This window comes from Halobacillus ihumii (assembly GCF_902726645.1).
GTDB lineage: Bacteria > Bacillota > Bacilli > Bacillales > Halobacillaceae > Halobacillus_A > Halobacillus_A ihumii.
In genome coordinates this window covers 2414320-2435450 of record NZ_CACVAO010000001.1, presented here as the reverse complement: position 1 = coordinate 2435450, position 21131 = coordinate 2414320, and the positions used below count along the sequence as shown (strand labels likewise).

The window sequence follows — 21131 nt, the reverse complement described above, 5'->3', positions numbered from 1 at the left end:
ACCAAAAACCCTCCCTTTCTTTCCATGTCCACCTATTCTACGAACAAGGCTTAATTATGTTTCACAGATCTTCTAATTTCATGAAATATATTGTCGAAGCTGCTTCTAATTCCATTTTTTAAAAGCGGCGAGAACTCGTTTGACCTTTTCTTCCAGAGGTTTATGGTCTTTCTGTTTTTGCCATTCATTGTAACTGGCAATCCCTATCAACAAGAAGCCGGCGAGAAGCAGGTAAACCCACCAAGGTAAATTGCCCCAATATGGACGGGTTTGGTAGATCACGTTAAAAACCAACACTCCTGCGCCCACAAAAAAGTAGGATTTAATTCTGAGCTGCATTCCAGTCACCAATGAAATCAGGGAGAGACTGCCAATAATCCATGCATCCCAGATGGTATGACTCCATATAGCATCTACTACTAAAAAAGCGGAAATGCCTAACAATAATCCAAGCTGCACATGATTCATCGCTTTCTTATATTCGGGCCAAGTATGCCGGCGCAGGAACACCAATACCCCGATAAGCGGCAGAACCTGAAGCTCTGCGTGTATTAAATCAGTCCACAAGTAATCGTATTCCTCTATAATAAGCAAGTAAGCGGGATAGATACTCAATACACCTAACGTCTCAAAAACAGGCGATACACGTCGAGACTCCCACCTGAACCGGTTCAAAATCAGCCAAATACTCAGCAGGAAGCACGGCAGAACTTGAAGCCAAATCGTCAAACCCCTTTCCAAAAACATAGCATAATAAGGAATATAAAGGAGAGCTACCCATGAGAAGCTATCTACCACAAATGTTTTCTCTTTTTTTACAATTAAGGAACTATGCAAGAACCTTCCTAATCCAGTAAGCAAAGCGAAACTGATAACTAGAAGGAGAAGCAAGATAGGAGTTTCTATTCCATCACGGTATTCTCCCCACATGGACATGGTCCCTGCGAGAGGTAAAATCGTAATAACTGACCACTTTCGAACCCATGTAAAAAAGCAGATCAACATTACGTAGGCAAGAATCGGTACTATTTCTATGATATGAAGTTGAGCGGTCTGATAAATTAAGGTAAACAAACCGATGATGGAAAAAGGGATAACATACCATTCTATTCGTCTTTTCCATACTTCAGGTGTACCATACCAAACCAGGGAGAGGATAACACTCGTAACCAAGAAAGTATATTCCACCGACATGACTTCAAATAAAGCATAATAGAGACCTGTATTAGTAATCAAAAAGAACAAGATCGTGAAGCTGGCATAAAGGAATAATTTCACTTGCCATTCCTGCTTATTAAGCAAACTGCTATAGATATAAACTGCTATCGGAACAATTAGAATAAAAGGCGTTAATCTCATAGAAATGGTCTGTTCCAGCAAAATAATACCAATTAGAACCACCATAGCCCCGTGAGCGACCCAGAAGAAATACGGGTTCACTTCAGGCCATTTTTTTGCAGCAAAATACCCGATCCCAATAAGCAGCACAGGGGCACCAATTAGAAACATTAATAGGTCAGGGAGCCCCTGTAATGACAACAATGGAATAAGCGATACATAAAACGACAATACCGTTAAGGAAACGATAATCCAGAGCTGAGAAACAGCTGAGCGTCGAACCAGCCACGTAAATACACTGACCCCTGCCAACAGAATCAATGAACGCAACCAGTCTGACTCTATGACCGTACCATTAAGTAAAAAGAAGATAGACAAGGCATACGCAGATTGACCGATATAAAACATAGACATAGATAGTTTTTCTTCTTTAACCAATCCCAATCCGATGCTTACGGCTAATAATAACAATCCGCTAAGAGCTAAATGAGCAGCTTCCCCATATCCATCCCTTAGTCCGGTAATTTGATTAGCCAAAAGAAAATAAATCATAACAAGGGATAAAAGCCAGCTCAATGGAAATACCCATTCTGCGAACTCTAACACTTCTTTACTAGCAGATTTCTTAAATGATAAAAAAGCACATACTCCGAATAGAAACAACATAACAGCTGTTGCACCATATTCGTTCGTTTGAGCCCCAAAGCCAATACAAATCACCATGATTACAACAGCTTCATAAAAGCTGCTTTCTTTAATAGGCTGTAACCACTTATGCTCCGTCCACAAACCAATGTAAAGCAGCATAGCTCCTGCCACTAGAAACATAAACAATTCTATACTCAGCCAGCCCAGATTAGCTACCATCCATAGCTGCCAGGCCGCCGCAAAGATAAACACTGGTGTGAGATATTCAAATACTTGTTGTTTTGCTAAATAAGCGAGCACCCCATAATTAAGGGCTACAATTAAGTAAGCTGACAAAAGCAAAACTGAACCTTCTTCTGCCTGAAGTAAGATCCCTTCATAACTTACGTAAATAAAAGCGAAGAATGAGATTACCCCACTCGTGTACAGAAAGGCTTGCTTCATAAACGCATGATTTCGGGCAGCATAGGCAAATCCAAGGTAGAGCATACCCGCAGAGGCATAAACCACATAATCAGCAACTTGCAAAGGCGAATGTTCTACCAGTTGATACACTCCGTAGGCAAATAATACTGAAAAAACAAATTGATACTCTTTTGTTTTATATACAAAAACCATAGCCATATAGAGTCCTGCAGTCAGAAAAAGATTAAAGCTGTACATCAATTCATTTTCAAACAGTATAAGCATCAGCAATGTAGACAGAATTAGATTAGCCTGGGCATATAATGGCATTTCCTTTATAAACAACTTCCCTATCGTCTTTTTTTCAAAGCGATGATAGAAAAATAGCAGAACGGCATTGAATAGCATTAATAGTAGGTAAAAAGCATCCACAGGCAGTTTTAAAGCCCCAAGAGTAAAACCAACTGCAAGGGAGAGGGAAATAAAGGAAATCCATACGAATAAGCGAGATTGATGATTAAAAGCATTTTTAATATAAAGGGGCAGCGGAATTGCTGCTCCCATTATTCCTAAAAGATATCGTCCTTGACCATTGAGGGATAAATAGCTGCCAAACAGCTCAAAATAGCCAATTGCAAGGACTACAATGGGCACAAGCAGGCTTCCAAGCGTGAGAAAAGCAAAAGCAGTTTGTTCGATTCTTAAATACTTTCTTGAAATATAACTTAAACCCAAGAAAAACAGAGAAACAAAAGAAATAGAGAACACCTTCATTACGGGTCCCATTTGGTCCCACTGACTAGTCGCTACAATTAGTCCACTAATGAGTAATAGAACAACACCCATAATTAAAGACCAAGTGATATTTCTCTCACGCACTTGCTCTTTTGTCTTTTCTTTTTTGGGTTTAGCTGGCTTTACTGGTTTCTCCTTTATTACTTTCGGTTTTGAAACTAAATCTTCCGGTACCTTCATCTGTTCATCAACGGTTTCATGCTCTATGAATTGACTCTTTACATATTGTTCATGCGCTTCAAGTACTCGTCTGTACTCATCCCCAGTTATGTACTGCTTCTCTCTCAATTCTCTTAATTCATTACGAAATACTTCTTCTTGCTGCTCACGAGAATAATCCCCCATCCGCTCGCCCCCCTCGTACCATTTTATTCCTCTCCTCGTGTAATATAACACCCTTGCAAATTGAAGATCAACCTATTTTTTCCAATCAACCTACATGCCTATCAATGGAAGTAGCCATACTTCTTTGATAAAATCAATGTAAAGAATGTCTGGAGGGGATTAAACTATGAAGATCGTGTCGATCGAGCCGACACCCAGCCCTAACTCGATGAAGATCAATCTAAATGAAGAACTGCCAAGCGGCGATACCCGTAACTATAAACAAGGGGACAATTTCGATACGGCTCCTGCCTTCATCTCACAGCTCTTTGAGGTTGAAGGGGTTAAAGGCTTGTATCACGTGGCCGATTTTATCGCGTTAGAAAGACACCCTAAAGTAAGCTGGGAGGCAATTCTACCGGAAGTTCGGTCCGTTTTTGGCTCAGAGAAAGCAGGAGATAATACGAGTCAAAGAGGCGAGGAAGCTCTTGATGATTCTTTTGGCGAAGTGAAAGTGTTTATTCAAATGTTTCGCGGAATCCCTATGCAAGTAAAGCTGGAAGACGGGGAGGAAGAAAAACGTGTTGGCTTGCCTGAGATGTTTACCGAAGCAGCAATGGAAGCCGCGCCAGCTTCTCCAAATATGATCATGGAACGGAAATGGGTCGAACAAAGCCCTCGCTATGGTGATCCAATGGAAATTGGCGAACAAGTTAAAGAAGAACTTACAGCTAGTTACGATGTAGAGCGGCTGAAGACATTAGTAACACTAGCTTTCGAAGAAAATCCGAGTAAACCGGAGGCCGTCAAAGGTCAGGAAGTATCTCTGACCTCCCTGAATGACCCTGACTGGAAAGTGCGTTATGCAGCACTTGACCGGATGGATCCGACAATAGAGGATTTAGCTGTTTTAGATAAAGCTCTAAGTGATGAGAAAGCATCCATTCGACGATTAGCGACAGCTTATTTAGGGATGATTGAAGAACAAGAAGTTCTCCCATATCTATACAAAGCCTTGAAAGATAAGACAGTGACGGTGAGAAGAACAGCGGGAGACTGCTTATCTGATTTGGGCTTAAAAGAAGCAATTCCTGAAATGATCGACTCATTGGCCGACAATAACCGCTTAGTAAGATGGAGAGCAGCCATGTTCCTCTATGAGTTGGGCGATGAATCTGCTCTGCCCGCCCTGAAAAAGGCTGCGGACGATCCTGAATTTGAAGTTCGCATGCAGATCAATATGGCTATTGAACGGATTGAGGGCGGTAAAGAAGCAAAAGGTTCTGTGTGGCATCAAATGACTCAAGCTACAAAACAAAAATAATTGGAGGTTTTTTTAATGAATCCATATGAAGCTTATATGAAAGAAATATCCCAACCTATGAGAGATGAGTTAACCAATGCAGGTTTCTCCGAGTTAACGACCCCGGAGTCCGTCGATGAGTTTATCAGCTCCAAAGAAGGGACATCCCTCGTTGTTATCAATTCTGTATGTGGATGTGCAGCCGGGTTAGCACGCCCTTCCGCAAGAGAGTCGCTGGAAAATGAGAAGAAGCCCGAGCATCTGGTAACCGTTTTTGCTGGTCAGGACCGTGAAGCAACTAGCCGCATGCGCGATTATTTAGAAGGGTATGAACCATCCTCACCTTCCATGGCGCTTCTAAAGAACGGACAAGTCCTTCACTTCATACCTCGCGAAGAAATTGAGGACCATGATGTTGAGGAAATTGTTCACAACTTAACTACCGCCTATAACCAATACTGTTAATTAGTTTCCGGAATCCAAAAATCGAACAATAAAATTGAATAGTATAAACGCAGAACCCGCAATGCGACAGCCTGAGGAAGCTCACCGTACTCTATCGGAAAGGGGTAAAAAATCCTTTCTTGGCACACAAATAATCCGAACTGATTTTATTTTAGTAGTTCGGATTATTTTATGGTTAATTTGAATTTTTCCCAGCCTCGTATTTTCGAATTTTGTTAAAAGCAGTCGTTATTTCCCGGGAAATGTTTAAACGAACTTAAACACTTCTCGAAAAAAATGGACACAATTCTTTTGTGAATTGTGCCCACATTGCTTAAGCTGATATACCTGTTTCGGTGATTTCTAATTCTACTTTCACGTCAATCGGTACCTCAGGGTATTGATCCTGCCATTTTTTCATGTCCACATTTCTTCTGCGGTTCTTTAAGGCATTCCCAAAACCAACAGGGTCAATATTTTGTTCTTGAAACTCACGAATTAACGCCTGGCAATTCTTTTCGAAGAATTTAGTAAAGTCCTTCTCCATTTTCTCAACGAGAGGAGGAGTTGAAGCACTGGCCAAATTAGAAATTTCATTGATAATCCCTCTCACCTTGATTTTAACTAGAAATTCAGGGTTCTTTGTGTTTCCTTTAATATGGATATCCACATTTGAACTGATACTTTCCATCATTATCCCTTCCCCTTGGAAGTTCATTTCCTGCATTCCCTCTCTTACTTCTTCCCTCATCATTTTAAAGAATAAGCTTTTTGAATAAGGGATCGAATGGACTAAACGGCCGTCATTTAAAAATGCAATCCCCTTGATCTTTATATGGCTGTTTACTTTTTCCAGATAAGGGAGAAAGGCATCCACCCCCTCCCCAAAATAAGCTTGCACGAAATTGTGCAAGTTTGTGTTTGGAAAGTTGCTATACATATTATGCTCGATCATACCCTTCATATATGCTGCTGTTGTATTGTTTTGTTTATATTGTGTTTTAATCATTTTTTCTGTGTTTCCATCTACAATCGCGAGCAGAATATCTCTCCCAATCCTTGGGTCACGGCTTAAAGAATCAATAAACTTGGACATATCGTTCTTAGCAAGTTCTTTATCATATAAAACAATGGTTAACTTCCCGGTAGATATCGGTCTGGAGGATTGTCTCTGCAACTTGGCATGGATGTTTTTAATGGTGTTCGCCGTAGTGGACAAATTAACTTCCGTAGCGGATGTCTTCTGCTCACTTTTATTATACTGGGCAACCGCAAAGGTTCCTTTAATTTTATCTTCATTAACAAAATCATATCCGGCTATTTGAACTATTGCTGCATCCTCGACACTGACATTAGGCATACAGCTTGTAAGTAACATTAACGATGCGATGATTGATGGACATAGCCACTTAAGCTTCATCTCGATTCCTCACTTTAACCATGATTTTCGATAGAACAAATAAAACGGGTATGTACAACAATACATAAAGCCCGATTCTACTAGTCATACTGTTGAGCTTGTCAATAGCCTGGCGGTCCGTAAACATGGAACATACCACAATAAGAATGATACTAAATAGGAACAGCACATATTTTTGTTTGATCTTTAGAACGCGTTTTGGAATCCGACTTGCTGCCCATAGTGCCAAAGCTATATTCGGCAAGACAACATAGAACCACATAGCAATACCAATATATTCAAACCGTTCAATAAATGGAAACTCAACAATTTTCCAAAGGGTGATAGTCCCCCAGATGACATATTGCAGCTGACCTTCACTAAAATAAACAAACGATACAAGGGCTGTGATTAAGTATATAGAGACCGTAAAAAACACAGCGAAATGTGCCCATCTTTTAGAAGCATGCGGGTTTTTTATGAAAGGATAGAAAACCAATAATAATTCAAACCCAAGAAAGCTAAGGACGCTCTTTTGTGTACCACGAAGAATCTCTCCAACACTATGGTCAACAACTGGATAGAGATTCATCACATCTCCCTCCAAAATGGGAAAGAATTTTAACAGTAAAATGGGAAGCGCCAAAATAACACTGATCAGACATAAACCGGTAACGACACGGAATCCACTTTTCACAAAGTAATAGACAATTAGAACAAATACAAATGTAAATAGCCATAGCTGTAACTCAGGGAAAATCCATACCTCAATTACTTCTATATATGACCTGAGTACTGTTAAAGTTAGCAGCAAGAAATAGAGGCTAAACAATAAACTGAAAAAACCGCCAAGGTATTTACCAAATATATTCCTATGGACAGATACAATATCTCCTTTACTATCCTGAAGAATATGGTAAATCATCCATAACAGCACATGGATCCCTAAACCACCTAGCAGAATCGAAATCCATGCATCAAACCCAGCATATTTGGCGATATATGTTTCAAACCCCAAAATCCCCACCCCAACTTGCATCGCATGGATTAAAAAAAAGACATAGGTTGGTGTGATCAGGAGGTTTTCTGGGATGGAGAGTCCTTCAATAGGGCGCGAATTTTTATTCATCAATATCCCTCTTTCCCTTAACCAATTCCGGATTAAATCGAGCTGAATGGACCGGGCGCATTTGCATAGGCCGCTTTTTTTGCTTGTTAAATGGCAAACGTATAAATGCATCCCTCAAGTCATGAAACCTGAGCGGATATAGAGGTGCGAAAAAGGGTCTTCCGATCGACTGCAAATTCATCAGGTGCCCAAGAAATACCCCCATACACATCGAAACCCCGACTAACCCCCACATTTGTGCTCCTATGATAAAAGGGAAACGAACAAGACGGACCGTATTACCAATTTGATAAACCGGTGTTGTAAACGACGCCAACGCTGCTAATGCGACTGTAATTAACAGCACATTACTAGTAAGACCTGCCTCAACTGCAGCTGTCCCAATAACGATACCACCAACAATACCAATGGTTTGGCCGATTTTACTTGGAAGACGCGCCCCGGCTTCCCTTAATAATTCAATCGTCAGCTCAAGGATGATTACCTCAAGAATTGGCGGAAAAGGTATATCAGCTCGTGAGGAACTAATCGTCGCTAGAAGCTCCTGAGGAATCATTTCATGGTGATACGTTAAAATTGCTACATATAAAGGTGTACTTAATACGGAGAAGAAAATTGCAAATAGTCGGATCAAACGGAAGGCTGTTGCTAAATGCCATGGCAAAAAGTAATCATCTGAAGATGAGAAGAATTCAGTGATTGTAGTCGGCACAGTTAAAGCATGCGGTGATCCGTCTACTACGATGCCAACCTTTCCTTCTACGAGCGTCCCGACCACACGATCCGGCCGTTCAGTATCTAATGATTGCGGAAAGGGAGAGTTAGAGTTATCCGATATCATTTGGGTAATAAAAGAACTGTCAATAATCTGATCATACTGAATATCGTCTAAACGCTGTAGAACGGTATTAACATTCTCTTTATTGGCAATCCCATCAATGTAGACAACCGCTATCCGTGTTTTAGTTATGCTTCCAACCGTAACCTCCTTCATCGTTAACTCGGGGACGGGCAATCGTTTACGAATAAGATTCATATTCTGATCCAGATTTTCCACGAAGGCTTCCTTAGGACCCACTACACTATATTCTACTTCCGGAATACTAATGGAACGCCCCTCATTTTTCGTGGCGGGAATAAGAAGTACTTCTTCATCCATTTCATTCAATCTAATTATGACAAATCCCTGGGTGATATTTTCCTTAACTTTTTGCAAATCATTTGTGACATAGGCGTTTTCGACAGGAATTTTTTCTTTTATATCTTCTAACGTTAACAACGTATGTTTTTTTAAAGGGGGTAAAATAGAGTCATTGAGAAATTTAGAGCCGCTTAGAGTCTTATAATACGAGAGAACACATTTAGTCCGGCCGGTATGATGGTAAACAACAAAGTCCTTAGAATGGTTCGCTAATTCAAACAGTTCTTGGAAGGATTGTTCTTGCTGCTTATTTTTGAGCATCTCTTTTTGAATATTTCGCTCGGCTTTTTTCCCCTTCTTTTTCTTCATCCAGTTAAACATTAGAAATCTCCTTCTTCTACACCATGCTGTCATTTATTTATGTTGAACGTATGAATGGTACATAATTTGCTATTTTTATCTTTCACCCTAAGGTAATAATTTATACCAGTCAGGAAAGGATAATAGGAGAGAATGGTGAGGAGGGAATCCATGATTCAAGTCCTAATATATACCAGCCCATTATTATTACTTGCAGCGTTCTTCGTTTCAGTATTTTTTTTATTGGAAGGGTTTGCGAAATTTTTCTTATTCATATATATTATTTGGCTTATGTCTATACCTTTCATTCTGCTCTACAGAGAGGAGGTTAGAATTAGGAAACGCTCGGAAACCGAAGACGAAATTTGGTAGACTGCTCAAGGTCTATTAATAATAGGGGATATTAAGGTGAACATAGGTACAAAATTACGATGGGAAATGAGGGGTTATTGTGAATAAGGAAAGTTTAACAGCAAATGAACTCGGTCTACTTTGGACACAGTATATTCAAAATAGTATGGTTGTACAGCTTTTGCGTTACTTTATGAAAACAGCTCAGGACGAGGATGTTAAATCCATTATTGATGAAGCTTCTGTAATATCAACAGAGTCCGTAACTGTATGCAAAAGGTTACTGCAAGAAGATGGAGCTCCTGTACCAAATGGATTTAACGATGAAGATGTTGACCTTAGTGCACCCAGCCTTTTCACAGATGCTTTCATATTGACGTGTATTGAACATATTGGGAAGGTAGGATTAACGACTCATGGTTTGTCTCTAGGCTTTTCTATCAGGGAAGATATCAGGAAGTTCATGGGGAAGGCACTAAATGACACCATTGAATTATTCAATCACTGCGTAAATACTTCTAAAGCCAAAGGTTATTTTGTAAGCTCTCCACAAGTGAACATAGAAGATGAGACAGAATATGTAGAATCACATAAATATTTTAGTCCTTTCCATAAGCGTTCCCTTAATACTGTTGAAATCACTCACTTGTTTGAAAATACAAAAACCAACTTAATCGGTGAAGTATTATGCAAGGCATTCGCACAAACAACAACATCGAAAGAAGTAAAATCTTACATGGAAAAAGGAAAGCAAATTTCAAATAAACATAGAAAAACTTTTGCCAATACCTTAGAAGAATCTGATATTAATCCTGCCCTTCCATCCAGCGGCATGATTACAAAATCAACGACCCCTGTGTTTACTAACCGAATGGTCGTTTTCTTAATGACGGTGCTGAGCTCAGCGGGACAGGCTAATTATTCGTCTGCATCAACCGCAAGCATGCGATACGATCTGATGTTCACCTACCAAAGGTTGTCAGTAGAAATTGGTCTTTATGCCAAGGACGGAGTAGATTTAATGATAAAAAACAGCTGGCCCGAGGAACCATTCCAAGTACCACAACCATCTAACCTAAAACAGTAGAAATTACCAAAAACCCCCACCTCAGGTCATCCAATAATTGGATGACCTGAGGTGGGGGTTTTTTCCATTATTTAAACTTTATATAAACAATTAATAAGGATGCACTATTTATGAACGTTTTATGTTAAAGTAAGCACGAAGCACTATTAACATTAACACCTGAGAGGTGACCCAATTGTGAATCAAGAAACTTTTTATCAATCTCTGATTGAAGAATTCGAGGCTAAACTTGAGAGATCACTGAAAAAGGAAGAATTACAATTTATTAATTGGATAGCCGAAGAACACTCAAAGAAGTGCGAAGACCATACCAGCTAGCAGCTGAAGCCTCAGGGGCGCTAATTATCTAACAAACCAACGCGGACTTTGTTCTGATTTTTCTTTAGTTAATGTACTAGCACAATTTGGACAGACAATCGCAGGCTGAGGAATTGGCAAACAGCAATAAGGGCATTCCTTTTTCATCAAAGAATCCATTGGACTCTTATGTGGTTTTCTCCAACGATTGATTTGCCTTACTACGAGAAAAACGGTAAATAATACGAGAAGAAAGCGAATGGAAGCTGTAATAAATATTCCATAATTAATGGTAGCTGCACCAGCAGCTTTCGCTTCGGCTAACGATGCAAACGTTTCTCCTGTAAGACTAATGTAGAGATTCTCAAAGTTCATTTTCGTTAGAATCACCCCGATGGGTGGTAATAATATATCCGAAACAAACGAATCGATCAGCCCGCTGAAGGCTGCTCCCAGAACAACTCCAACACCCATATCTACCGCATTTCCTCTGACAGCAAATTCCCTAAATTCCTGCAGCAATCGCATAGCTTTTCCCCCTTGGACTAGTATATGAGGAGAGAAATAAGCTATGAATACAGAGAAACCCCTGGGCCTTGTTGTCAGCCCAGGGGTTTCTCATTTACATAAATGCAACGACCTTATCTTCTGTATAGGTACGCGATTGTTCAGTTACTAAATCGTAAGTAAGGCAGACCGGCTTCTTTGTTCTTGGATCCGTAACGACCTCTGCATCAATTTGAAATACGTTTCGAAGCACGTCTTTCTCGATAACCTCTTCGGGTGTACCTTCTTTGATGATCTCCCCTTTATGAATGGCTACAATATAATCAGCAAATCTGGCGGCCTGATTTAAATCGTGAATGACCATCACAATCGTCCGGCCTTCTTCTTTGTTTAACCGTTCAAGCAACTGGAGGACCTCGAGCTGGTGAGCAAGGTCTAAATAGGTCGTTGGCTCATCCAAGATTAGAATTTCCGTTTCCTGAGCTAAAGCCATAGCTATCCATACACGTTGACGCTGCCCTCCGGATAAGGAGTCGATGGGACGGTTTTCAAATTCGGAAACTCCTGTAATTTGAATCGCCCACTGTATGATTTCAAAATCATGTTTGGTTAGTTTACCAAAACCATTTTGATGGGGAAAGCGTCCGTAAGAAACTAGTTCCGCAACCGTCAGCCCATTAGGAGCTTCAGGTGACTGAGGTAATACCCCCATCTTCTTTGCTATTTGCTTCGATGACTCTTTCTTAATAGCCTTGCCATCCAGATATACAAAGCCACTGTTAACAGATTGGATCCTTGCAAGCGACTTCAAGATGGTGGATTTACCACATCCATTTGGTCCTATAATAGATGTAATTTTATTTTCAGGAATATCCAATGTTAAATCTTCCACCACTCGATGGTCACCATAAGCAATATCTACATGTTTAGTTGTTAGCTTTGCCATGCAAAAATCCTCCCTATATATGTAAACATGAGAATTATTTTTATCACGATAATGAAAATCATTATCATTGAAAAGTATAAAGTATTTTTCCGATAAGTGCAAGACGTATTGATAGTATCCAATTTCCAATTTCCAGACCAGGTCATCCATTCATTTCCATTTCATAATGATAAGCTTTGTTTATCATTCTTTATTCAATTTGTGTATTATCCTTATTCTATTCAATTGCTTACAATAGAAGTATCACATTTCTCGAAAGCGGGTGGCGAATTTTGAAAGATGAGACTAAACGACGTGTGAAGGAGACCTTTTCTAAAAATAATGAAGCTTACGTGCAGAGCCAGGTTCATAACAACCAGACAGATTTGAATTTAATTACAGAGTGGCTTAAGCCGGATCCTGCATGGTCTGCCTTAGACATTGCAACAGGCGGGGGACATGTCGCCCGACAATTAAGTCCTGATGTGAGGACCGTGTTTGCGACTGATTTAACCGAACAAATGCTCGAGAATACGGCTTCTCACTTGTCTTCATTTGATAACATCCACTATGTGATTGCCGACGCAGAGGAACTGCCTTTTCTCAATTCAAGCTTCGATATCGTAACATGCAGGATTGCACCACACCATTTTCCTCACCCGGAACGATTTATTTCAGAAGTTCAGCGTGTAGTAAAAAAAGGCGGATACTTTCTTATGATCGATAATATAGCCCCAGAAGACGATAAACTGGATCACTTCTACAACACGCTTGAAAAAATGAGAGATCACAGTCATGTTAGAGCATTGAAGGTTTCTCAGTGGGAGAAATTATTTAGAGAAAACGGATTTCAGCTAGAACACCAATTACAACGCAAAAAAAAGCTGCCATTTGCCGATTGGCTGAATCGGACACTTGAGGATGAAACTGATAAAGACCAAGTAACGAACTATTTACAGAACGCAGACGCTGCTGTAAAAACGTACTTTGCTGTCCAGCAACAGGCTGAAGAAATCACTGAATTCTCTATCGACGAATGGATGATCAAAGTAAGAAAACTATAAAGCTTACTTTAATGCAAATTATTGGAAGACCAGTTCATACAATTATTGGTATGTAACCCAATGTAAGGATGACCTGGTCTGTTAATTCATTTTAATTCTTTTTCCGAAGGACTGGAAAACAGGCGTACAGCACCACTACACTAACCATTAATGGAAAAGCGCTCCAAAAAAGAATCGCTTGAATAGAAATTCCCAAGCCAAGCAGGAAAGAAACCACTGCATAGGATAGCGGCATTAATCCAAAGGAGGCCATGCGGATCAGACTCATCACTCGTCCTATTTTGTCTGGATCGGTGTATTCTTGAATCATGGAAATTAACGGTATATTAATCGCAGGGATTCAGCAATCCAACGAAAATAATAACCCCTACTGCCAGCCAAACCATGTTGACCTGGCTGAATAATATCATGATAATTCCCTGAGCCGCCATCAAAAATAGAGCATAGAAACCTCGTTTTCTACGAAGATTAATGATCCCCATGATGACCGACCCAAGAATCATCCCAAATGTTAAACCTCCTTGCACGTAACTGTAATCAAGAGCATCGCCATCAAGGACTCCTTCAACGAAAATGGGCAGACCCATGAACAACGGACCTGACAAAAAGAAATTTACAACAATCGCTATAATAAACAACGCTCTTAGTAGTTTTGAGCTCCACAGATACGCAAACCCCTCTTTTAATTGAACCCAAAATCCAGGACGCTTATTGAATTGCTCTGTAATTTCCTTTTTTGCTTTATCAGTGTTGACGGATACCACGCACAATGATCCCAACACCAATAAACCACCGATAAGTAAAAATAATGCTCCGTACCCAGCTATACCTAGAATGACACCGGCAAGTAATGGCCCGGCAAAAAGAGCTGTCTGCATGGTCCCTTGAAGAACCGAATTTGCCCGTGTGAGCATTTGCGGTTCAACCACAGTTGGTAAAATCGAGTCTCGTGCAGGTTCAAAGAGCCCTCCCAGTATTCCAAAAACTATTGCGTTGATGACCAGCACCCAAATGGGGAGCGGATGGGCAAATACAAACAAGATAGCCAGCACACAAGCAAGGGAAGCTCTAGATAAATCTGACCAAAACATAATTCTTGCCTGGTCCTTTCGGTCGGAAAGCACACCTCCCACCATCATAAAAATAATTCTCGGAACAGACAGAGAAATAAGAACGATGCCTAATGCAGCCTCGAGTCCTAGTCCTTGCACCACATACCACGATTGCACAAACATAAATATAGACATGCTTAAACTGGAAAACAAAGAAGCTACCCATAACTTAACAAATGATTTAGTTTTAAATAACGAACGTCCCGAGAACTCCAATTCCTTCACTGGTTGCAGCCCCTCCATCGTAACCACCTCTCAGATAAAAAAAATAATTCAGTAAAAATAATTTTACTGTACTGCGAAAAAGAAAAGCCTGAGTCAGCTTTCTTCTTCTTCAGACTTTTTTTCAAATAATGGTTCATCAACTTGAATCCCTAATGAATGAAAATAATACGTTTTAGCATCAGGCGATTGAGTCTGCTTCTGTATATCACTTAACTCCTCCATCAACGCAAAGTATTTTTTCTGCCAGGCTTTAAAATCAGCTTCTGTCGCCTTAAATTCGAATGATGCCGATAAATATTTCCAATCCGTTGGGTCCTGAGAACCGGTTCCCTCATGTAAGGCTTCCTCCGGTGCACTTAACACCCGTCTTTGAGAGCGATCCAACATATTAATCATCATCTGTCGAATAGATTCACTCATCTCCTCTGTATGAGGCAGCAATGAGCGATCCGCAACAAAACCACGTGATACCGACTGATAAAATTTCTGGACAATTCCGTTCTTCTCTTCCTTTTTTACAATATGGACCAAATCATTTTTCTCAAGTTCCTTTAAATGATAATGAATTCGGGCCCTTGATAAGTCAAAAACCTCTGACAATTGCTGTCCTGTCATGGATTTCTCCATAAGGCGAAGCAACAATTGAGAGCGAAAAGGGTCACTTAATGTTTTGAGTTGTTCATGGGTGGTCAGCAGTTGTATGTCTTTCATCGGTTAACTCCTTTTATTCGGTAAAAATTATTTAACTATATGATATAAGAAATCCATGAATTGTCAAATTAAATTAGGAGAACTTTAAAAGTAATTAGTTTTACCATAATCGGGTACATATCACTACCACCCAAACTAAGGAGTTATCTTATGAAACAACTATCAAACGACTATTTGAACAAAGTAATTGAAGACAGCAGACCTTATGCCGTAAATGGACATGTAAATACGACACTTCCTAATTTTGACGAAACATTAAGAGATAAATTGGGGATATCTATCATTACCCCAGCCCTGGAGCAATTCTCAGCCGGTGATTCATCGCATAAAGTCCCTATGCAAAGCACATCCAAAATCATTGCGCTCATGCTTGCCTTACAAGACTTTGGCAAGGAAAGAGTCTTTCAAGCGGTTGGTATGGAGCCTACCGGGGAGATGTTTAATTCCATTAGTGCCCTCGAATCTCATGACGAAGTTAAACCTTTTAATCCTATGGTGAACGCTGGAGCGATTGCTGTTTGCTCCTTAATAAAAGGCGGCAATAACGATAACCGCTTTGAACGTTATTTACACTTTTTAAGAAATCTAACAAATAATCCAAACCTGGAATTGGATGAAAAAGTGTATCAGGCCGAGATCGCAAACGGAGCACGGAATCGTTCCTTAGCCTATTTCATGCAAAGCACTGGAGCACTCATTACAGATGTAGAGGAAGCCCTTGACCTCTATTTCCGTATCAATGCTGTGATGATGTGCTGCGATGACTTTGCGAAAGTCGGCCTTTTTCTGGCTCGTGGTGGAAAAGCACCCGACAGCAACGAAAAGTTGATCCCTCCCCATCACCTGCGAACCGTGAAAGCTATTATGATGACTTCAGGAATGTATAACTCCTCCGGGCAATTCGCTGTTGAAGCTGGGTTCCCGTGTAAGAGCGGTGTCTCTGGCAGTATTATTGGAGCTGTACCAGGCCGTATGGGGATAGGCGTTGTTGGACCCGCGATTGACAAAAAAGGAAACAGTACAGCTGGAGGCGCTCTTATTAAGAAGTTATCTAAGGATTTGAAGCTAAATATGTTCCGAACTGAGATTATTTAACTTTAAAATTAAATAATATCCCTCCTAATTATGGTAAAATATAGGCGGATTATCCAATAGGGGGTAGATATGATATGGAAGATCTAGTTTTCAAAGAGTTTTATGAACAGTTTAAAATCAGAGCAAGTCAACATGACCTTTCTTACTTAAAACGAGTGACTTCAAAAAACCTCATAGCTAGAGAAGTGAGGGAAGGTGAAGTAACAGATTACTCATATCAAGAATCCATCGCAGGTTGGAAGCAGGCGTTCGACCATTTTGCAGACATGGAGATGGAGTGGAAATATACAGATCATTCTTTAACAAAGTTGAAAGAAGATGAATGGCTGGCCAGTTTCTATCTTTCGCCGATCATTGAAGGAGAAGAAGCGGCCCCTCATCTATACTTCAACATATTTAAGTTAATGAATAATCAATGGCAGCTTGTCCGCTCTTACATCGAAACAGGTGTAGCAAATCCAACTATTCCTAAGTAAGAAGGTTCATAGATAATGATCAGGATCTTCAGAATAATGACTAACTGGCAAGTGCACACATAAAAAAGGGACCATCGATTAGCCAGTGGTCCCTTTTTTATGTGTATTTATTTCTTTACTTTACCATCTACCTATAGAAGCTACTCTTCCGCTATTTCATATAAGTAAAATATATAATCAGTCGAGACTCCTTCATAACCTAACTGGCGCAGCACTGAAGTAATATTTCCCCGATGATAGGTGCCATGATTTACAACATGCTGGAGAAGGTCGGAATAAGTTGCGGTCAAACTTCCAAACTCAGGGTGGTCAACCTTAATGACTTTATCTCCTTGTTTATCATAGAGGAATTCCCTGTACTGTTGAAAAAGACGTCTAAATATTTCCTCCATTTCAACGATGCTGTTCACCTGGGCTTCCTTTGTCCACTGCCCAATAGAGCTGCGAATTTCATTAAAATTTTTTTCTGAGATAGCTCCCAGCCAAATGTTATCGACAACGTACACATGTGCAAACACTTCAGATAACGAAGGGAATACATTTTCTATTTCCTTTTCGAAAATGTACTCCGGCAGACCCTTTATATGTCTAAACGATTTTTCATAAGCCCAAATATGAAACTCGTACTGCTTTGACAATAATGGATTCATTTCTTCATTCCTCTCTTACTACTAAACAGGTATATCTTCACTCTACCTTACTTACCTTTAATAGAACAGAAGATTGAGAGAAATATTACTCGTTGTGGCCATGTTTATATATCACCGTACTATATACTTGCGATTTAGCCTTTGGATCAATAAATAATTTGGCACTGTTTACGGCCGTCATGGCCTCATTAAAACCGGAAGCAATCAACATCGTTTTGCTCGGATAAACGGCTGCATCCCCTGCCACAAACACACCTTCCATTGAAGTTGCCATATCAGTGCCTACAGGAAGTCGTCCCTTGTCTGTTACTAATCCCCATTGGTCATACAAACTTTTATCGATTTGAAGCCCTTCATAAACGAGCAAGTGGTTCGTCTGAATTTGCTCCCCGTTGTCAAGAATGACTCCTTCCAGTTCCAATTCTGTACCTTCCAGCTTTTCTATTTTCGCTTCCATATGAACATGGACGCCTGATTGCTTCAGCTTCTCCAAATCATTTTCATAAACAGCTTTAAATTCTGGCCCGCGATTGATGAGATGAACTTCAGCGGCCACGTTCTCAAGGGCTAGAGCCCAATCTAAACCAACCCGATTCTCCGAAATGACAGCAGTTTTTTGACCTGTATACTGCATAAGGTTCTGGATCGTATAGTGGATATGATTACCTTCATAAAAGTGACTTCCTTCCACATCTAGAGGACGCATATCATACGTTCCTAATCCCGATGCCACAATCACGGTTCTTGTGAAATGCTTTTCACCAGTAGAAGCCGTCAACACGATTGTCCCATCCTCCTGCTTCTCAAAGTCTGTAATTTTATCCCCCGTTACGATGGTCGGCTGAACGCTTAACGCTTGTTCCTTCACATTGACAACCAAATCTTCTCCCAGCACCCCAGGAAAGCCTCCAACGTCATAGAGCTTTTTCTCCGGGTAGAAAAAGGAGACTTTGCCGCCAAGGTCTGGCTGGTATTCAATGACTTTCGTTTTCAAATCACGCATGCCGCTATAGAAGGCCGTATAAAGCCCTGTCGTTCCTCCGCCAATTATTGTTACATCATAAAGTTCACTCATACGTCCAGTCTCCTTTTATTTCGTTTTCATAAGCAGATAGAGAAAATAAGGTGTGCTAACAATAGTGACTACAATACCAACCGGGATTTCAGCAGGTGCAATAATATTCTTCCCGATCGTATCCGCCGCAAGTAATATGAGAGCTCCGATTAAAGCCGTGACCGGGAGCAGCTGCTGATGCTTAGGACCAACTATCCTTCGGGCAATATGTGGGGCAATCAGTCCAAGAAACGCAATTCCCCCCGCTGCTGCTACACATAAACCAGCGATGGCTACCGCCAGCAAAAGAAGCAGGCGACGTTCCCGTTCAACTCGCGCGCCCAATCCCACGGCCATTTGATCCCCTAAATTTAAGATATTGATAACAGGCGATTTATACATGCTGTAGATGATCAAACCTATAATCCAAGGAAAAAGAGCGATGACGAAGCTCCAATTTGAAGCCCAAATGTCACCTGAAAGCCAGACTAAAGCCTGCGTGAAATCTTGCGGATTCATTTTTATTTGAAAAATAATTAAAGCAGCGCTAAATCCCGCGTTAACCCCGATCCCAACTAGAATCAACCTTACAGGGTTAACTCCTTTTTTCCATGCTAAAAGATACACGAGCACAGCCGCTGCAAACGCACCGATCAATGCAAATACTGGGAGAATATAAACACCAAGACCACTAATATTGGCCAGTGAGCTTTGAAAAAAGAATATGTACACGACAACTGCCAATCCCGCTCCCGTGTTAATTCCTAATATTCCCGGGTCTGCCAATTCGTTTTGCGAGACCCCTTGCAGGATAGCACCGGAAATTCCAAACCCAGCCCCAACTAACAAAGCTATAACAATGGTTGGCAGCCTGAAATCAAATAACACCAGTTCCTGCCTTTCATTGCCGAACCCAAACATTGTCCGCATGACATCCATCGGGGCAATTTGGACAACACCAGTATTTAAACTGACTAACAGCATGACCACAATTAGTACAATCAAACTCCCCACAGTCCACCAAAAGCGGCCTCTGTTTTGTAAGGAAAGCTGTTCCATCATAACCCGCTCCTTTCTCCGCGGGCCAGATAAAGAAAGAACGGCACACCAATACAAGCCGTAATGGCTCCCACCGGCGTTTCATACGGAGCATTCACCAGCCGTGCACCCATATCAGCAAGTACAAGCAGCAAACCGCCAAGCACAGCTGATACCGGTATAATTAAACGATAATCCGTTCCAACGAGAAAACGAGTTATATGAGGAATCACCAGTCCAAGGAATCCAACAGTTCCTGCTACTGACACAGCTGCACCCGTCAAGACAAGCACGACGACCACCCCAAGTGCCTTAACGACAAGCGTGTTCTGTCCCAATCCTTTTGAGACCTCTTCCCCTAAACTCAGAATGGTCACAGCTCTCGATATGATTACCGCTAATAGTAATCCAACCGCTCCAGCTGCCAACAATAGCTGCACAGATGTCCAGCTGGTACTGGATAGGTCTCCTGCATACCAGAAACTCATTTGCTTTGCGACTTGAAAATGCAGTGAAATAGCTGTGGAAAGCGAGCTAAGCATACCGCCTACTGCTACACCAGCAAGAGCCAGCTTAATTGGAGTAAGTCCTCCTTTTGAAAAGGAGCCGACGGCAAACACGAGAATCACCCCTGCTCCAGCTCCAACAAAGGAGGCAATCGTCATGCCCAGATTACTGACAGTTGGAAAAAAGACAAGCGCTATGATCAAAGCAAAGGCAGCCCCGTGAGTCACGCCCATAATTGAAGGAGAGGCAAGCGGATTTCTAGTGAGCCCCTGCATCACGGCACCTGAAACCGCTAGAAACCCTCCGATAAGGGCAGCAGCAATCGCCCTCGGCAGCCTTAACTCTCTAATGACCTGATGGTTCGTCAGCTCTGGATTAAAAGTAAAGACAGCTTGCCATACCGTTGCAAGCTTGATATCTGTCACACCCAGGGCCACTGAAACCCCCAGTGATAAAATAAGGGCGAAAAAACCACCCACGAAAATTATTCCCGCTCGGAAAAAGCGGCTCGTTAGCCCTTCTATGTGAGCCTTATCTATTTCTCCCACTTCATTCAACCCTCTCTAGTTCCAACAGCCTTTAAATCATTTATTTTATCTATAATGAGAATCATTATCACTTAAACTAGTATATAATTCTCTTTCTCATAATTCAAGGTTTTATCCCCATACTAAAATAAGATTTGACTGATCAAATGAAAATGATTATCATTATCGTATATGACCATTATTACTTAGGAGGAACCT

The 21131-nt window shown here is 40.8% G+C and carries 19 protein-coding genes; 7 read left to right on the top strand and 12 right to left on the bottom strand.

Going from position 1 to position 21131, the window contains the following annotated elements:
• Positions 1-105 precede the first annotated feature (105 nt).
• Positions 106-3531, bottom strand: coding sequence for an SCO7613 C-terminal domain-containing membrane protein (locus G6R08_RS12155; protein ID WP_163528207.1), 3426 nt, complete (start codon positions 3529-3531; stop codon positions 106-108).
• 166 nt (positions 3532-3697) lie between these two features.
• Between G6R08_RS12155 and G6R08_RS12150 the strand changes: the two genes are divergently transcribed.
• Positions 3698-4834 carry a conserved virulence factor C family protein gene (locus tag G6R08_RS12150; RefSeq protein ID WP_163528205.1) on the top strand — a complete coding sequence of 379 codons (1137 nt, stop codon included), beginning with the start codon at positions 3698-3700 and terminating at the stop codon, positions 4832-4834.
• A 15-nt stretch (positions 4835-4849) separates the two neighbouring features.
• The gene (locus tag G6R08_RS12145; protein ID WP_163528203.1) at positions 4850-5278 is read left to right on the top strand and encodes a BrxA/BrxB family bacilliredoxin; all 429 of its coding nucleotides are present in this window, start codon (positions 4850-4852) and stop codon (positions 5276-5278) included.
• Positions 5279-5591: 313 nt separating this feature from the next.
• On the opposite strand, the gene G6R08_RS12140 is transcribed toward G6R08_RS12145, so the two are convergent.
• The 3 genes from G6R08_RS12140 to G6R08_RS12130 are packed head-to-tail and all read right to left on the bottom strand — an operon-like array spanning position 5592 to position 9307.
• Positions 5592-6677: a Ger(x)C family spore germination protein gene (locus G6R08_RS12140; protein WP_163528202.1), complete on the bottom strand. Its 1086-nt coding sequence runs from the start codon at positions 6675-6677 to the stop codon at positions 5592-5594.
• A complete protein-coding gene (locus G6R08_RS12135; protein ID WP_163528200.1) occupies positions 6667-7785 on the bottom strand; it encodes a GerAB/ArcD/ProY family transporter in 1119 nt (372 codons plus the stop codon). Before G6R08_RS12135 ends, G6R08_RS12140 begins: the two co-directional genes overlap by 11 nt.
• Positions 7778-9307 (bottom strand): spore germination protein, encoded by a 1530-nt coding sequence (locus G6R08_RS12130; protein WP_240339705.1) that lies wholly within the window; start codon positions 9305-9307, stop codon positions 7778-7780. The genes G6R08_RS12135 and G6R08_RS12130 overlap by 8 nt, the downstream gene beginning before the upstream one ends.
• Before the next feature lie 430 nt (positions 9308-9737).
• On the opposite strand from G6R08_RS12130, the gene G6R08_RS12125 reads away from it, so the two are divergent.
• Together G6R08_RS12125 and G6R08_RS12120 are read left to right on the top strand one after the other, a co-directional pair.
• A complete protein-coding gene (locus tag G6R08_RS12125; RefSeq protein ID WP_163528198.1) occupies positions 9738-10724 on the top strand; it encodes a DUF3231 family protein in 987 nt (328 codons plus the stop codon).
• Between the two features lie 177 nt (positions 10725-10901).
• Positions 10902-11042, top strand: coding sequence for a hypothetical protein (locus tag G6R08_RS12120; protein ID WP_163528196.1), 141 nt, complete (start codon positions 10902-10904; stop codon positions 11040-11042).
• A 24-nt stretch (positions 11043-11066) separates the two neighbouring features.
• Here the strand turns inward: G6R08_RS12120 and mscL are convergent, their stop codons facing one another.
• Positions 11067-11549, bottom strand: a complete 483-nt coding sequence (gene mscL / locus G6R08_RS12115; protein WP_163528194.1) for a large conductance mechanosensitive channel protein MscL — start codon at positions 11547-11549, stop codon at positions 11067-11069.
• A 94-nt stretch (positions 11550-11643) separates the two neighbouring features.
• Complete coding sequence (locus G6R08_RS12110; RefSeq protein WP_079525361.1) at positions 11644-12474, bottom strand: ABC transporter ATP-binding protein; 831 nt, start codon at positions 12472-12474, stop codon at positions 11644-11646.
• Between the two features lie 272 nt (positions 12475-12746).
• On the opposite strand from G6R08_RS12110, the gene G6R08_RS12105 reads away from it, so the two are divergent.
• Positions 12747-13517, top strand: coding sequence for a class I SAM-dependent methyltransferase (locus tag G6R08_RS12105; protein WP_163528192.1), 771 nt, complete (start codon positions 12747-12749; stop codon positions 13515-13517).
• Positions 13518-13843: 326 nt separating this feature from the next.
• Here G6R08_RS12105 and G6R08_RS12100 read toward each other — a convergent pair whose 3' ends face one another.
• Both G6R08_RS12100 and G6R08_RS12095 read right to left on the bottom strand, forming a co-directional pair.
• Positions 13844-14872, bottom strand: coding sequence for an MFS transporter (locus G6R08_RS12100; RefSeq protein WP_240339704.1), 1029 nt, complete (start codon positions 14870-14872; stop codon positions 13844-13846).
• Positions 14873-14947: 75 nt separating this feature from the next.
• Positions 14948-15565 carry a winged helix-turn-helix domain-containing protein gene (locus G6R08_RS12095; protein WP_163528190.1) on the bottom strand — a complete coding sequence of 206 codons (618 nt, stop codon included), beginning with the start codon at positions 15563-15565 and terminating at the stop codon, positions 14948-14950.
• 150 nt (positions 15566-15715) lie between these two features.
• Here G6R08_RS12095 and glsA point away from each other — a divergent pair, with 150 nt between their 5' ends.
• Positions 15716-16660, top strand: coding sequence for a glutaminase A (glsA, locus tag G6R08_RS12090; protein ID WP_163528189.1), 945 nt, complete (start codon positions 15716-15718; stop codon positions 16658-16660).
• 74 nt (positions 16661-16734) lie between these two features.
• Positions 16735-17136, top strand: coding sequence for a hypothetical protein (locus G6R08_RS12085; RefSeq protein ID WP_163528187.1), 402 nt, complete (start codon positions 16735-16737; stop codon positions 17134-17136).
• A gap of 140 nt (positions 17137-17276) precedes the next feature.
• Here G6R08_RS12085 and G6R08_RS12080 read toward each other — a convergent pair whose 3' ends face one another.
• The 4 genes from G6R08_RS12080 to G6R08_RS12065 all read right to left on the bottom strand — a co-directional run bounded on the left by G6R08_RS12080 (position 17277) and on the right by G6R08_RS12065 (position 20933).
• Positions 17277-17786, bottom strand: a complete 510-nt coding sequence (locus G6R08_RS12080) for a DinB family protein (protein WP_163528186.1) — start codon at positions 17784-17786, stop codon at positions 17277-17279.
• 85 nt (positions 17787-17871) lie between these two features.
• Positions 17872-18861: an NAD(P)/FAD-dependent oxidoreductase gene (locus G6R08_RS12075; RefSeq protein ID WP_163528184.1), complete on the bottom strand. Its 990-nt coding sequence runs from the start codon at positions 18859-18861 to the stop codon at positions 17872-17874.
• 15 nt (positions 18862-18876) lie between these two features.
• On the bottom strand, positions 18877-19899 hold the full coding sequence (locus G6R08_RS12070) for a FecCD family ABC transporter permease (RefSeq protein ID WP_163531297.1): 1023 nt from the start codon (positions 19897-19899) through the stop codon (positions 18877-18879).
• On the bottom strand, positions 19899-20933 hold the full coding sequence (locus tag G6R08_RS12065) for a FecCD family ABC transporter permease (RefSeq protein WP_420810399.1): 1035 nt from the start codon (positions 20931-20933) through the stop codon (positions 19899-19901). The genes G6R08_RS12070 and G6R08_RS12065 overlap by 1 nt, the downstream gene beginning before the upstream one ends.
• Positions 20934-21131 lie beyond the last annotated feature (198 nt).

Coding starts and splice junctions, on each gene's coding strand:
- G6R08_RS12080 (WP_163528186.1), bottom strand. CDS start 17,786: ATGAATCCATTATTGTCAAAGCAGTACGAGTTTCATATTTGGGCTTAT.
- G6R08_RS12095 (WP_163528190.1), bottom strand. CDS start 15,565: ATGAAAGACATACAACTGCTGACCACCCATGAACAACTCAAAACATTA.
- G6R08_RS12145 (WP_163528203.1), top strand. CDS start 4,850: ATGAATCCATATGAAGCTTATATGAAAGAAATATCCCAACCTATGAGA.
- G6R08_RS12130 (WP_240339705.1), bottom strand. CDS start 9,307: ATGTTTAACTGGATGAAGAAAAAGAAGGGGAAAAAAGCCGAGCGAAAT.
- G6R08_RS12140 (WP_163528202.1), bottom strand. CDS start 6,677: ATGAAGCTTAAGTGGCTATGTCCATCAATCATCGCATCGTTAATGTTA.
- G6R08_RS12135 (WP_163528200.1), bottom strand. CDS start 7,785: ATGAATAAAAATTCGCGCCCTATTGAAGGACTCTCCATCCCAGAAAAC.
- glsA (WP_163528189.1), top strand. CDS start 15,716: ATGAAACAACTATCAAACGACTATTTGAACAAAGTAATTGAAGACAGC.
- G6R08_RS12070 (WP_163531297.1), bottom strand. CDS start 19,899: ATGGAACAGCTTTCCTTACAAAACAGAGGCCGCTTTTGGTGGACTGTG.
- G6R08_RS12085 (WP_163528187.1), top strand. CDS start 16,735: ATGGAAGATCTAGTTTTCAAAGAGTTTTATGAACAGTTTAAAATCAGA.
- G6R08_RS12150 (WP_163528205.1), top strand. CDS start 3,698: ATGAAGATCGTGTCGATCGAGCCGACACCCAGCCCTAACTCGATGAAG.
- G6R08_RS12100 (WP_240339704.1), bottom strand. CDS start 14,872: ATGGAGGGGCTGCAACCAGTGAAGGAATTGGAGTTCTCGGGACGTTCG.
- G6R08_RS12075 (WP_163528184.1), bottom strand. CDS start 18,861: ATGAGTGAACTTTATGATGTAACAATAATTGGCGGAGGAACGACAGGG.
- G6R08_RS12110 (WP_079525361.1), bottom strand. CDS start 12,474: ATGGCAAAGCTAACAACTAAACATGTAGATATTGCTTATGGTGACCAT.
- mscL (WP_163528194.1), bottom strand. CDS start 11,549: ATGCGATTGCTGCAGGAATTTAGGGAATTTGCTGTCAGAGGAAATGCG.
- G6R08_RS12155 (WP_163528207.1), bottom strand. CDS start 3,531: ATGGGGGATTATTCTCGTGAGCAGCAAGAAGAAGTATTTCGTAATGAA.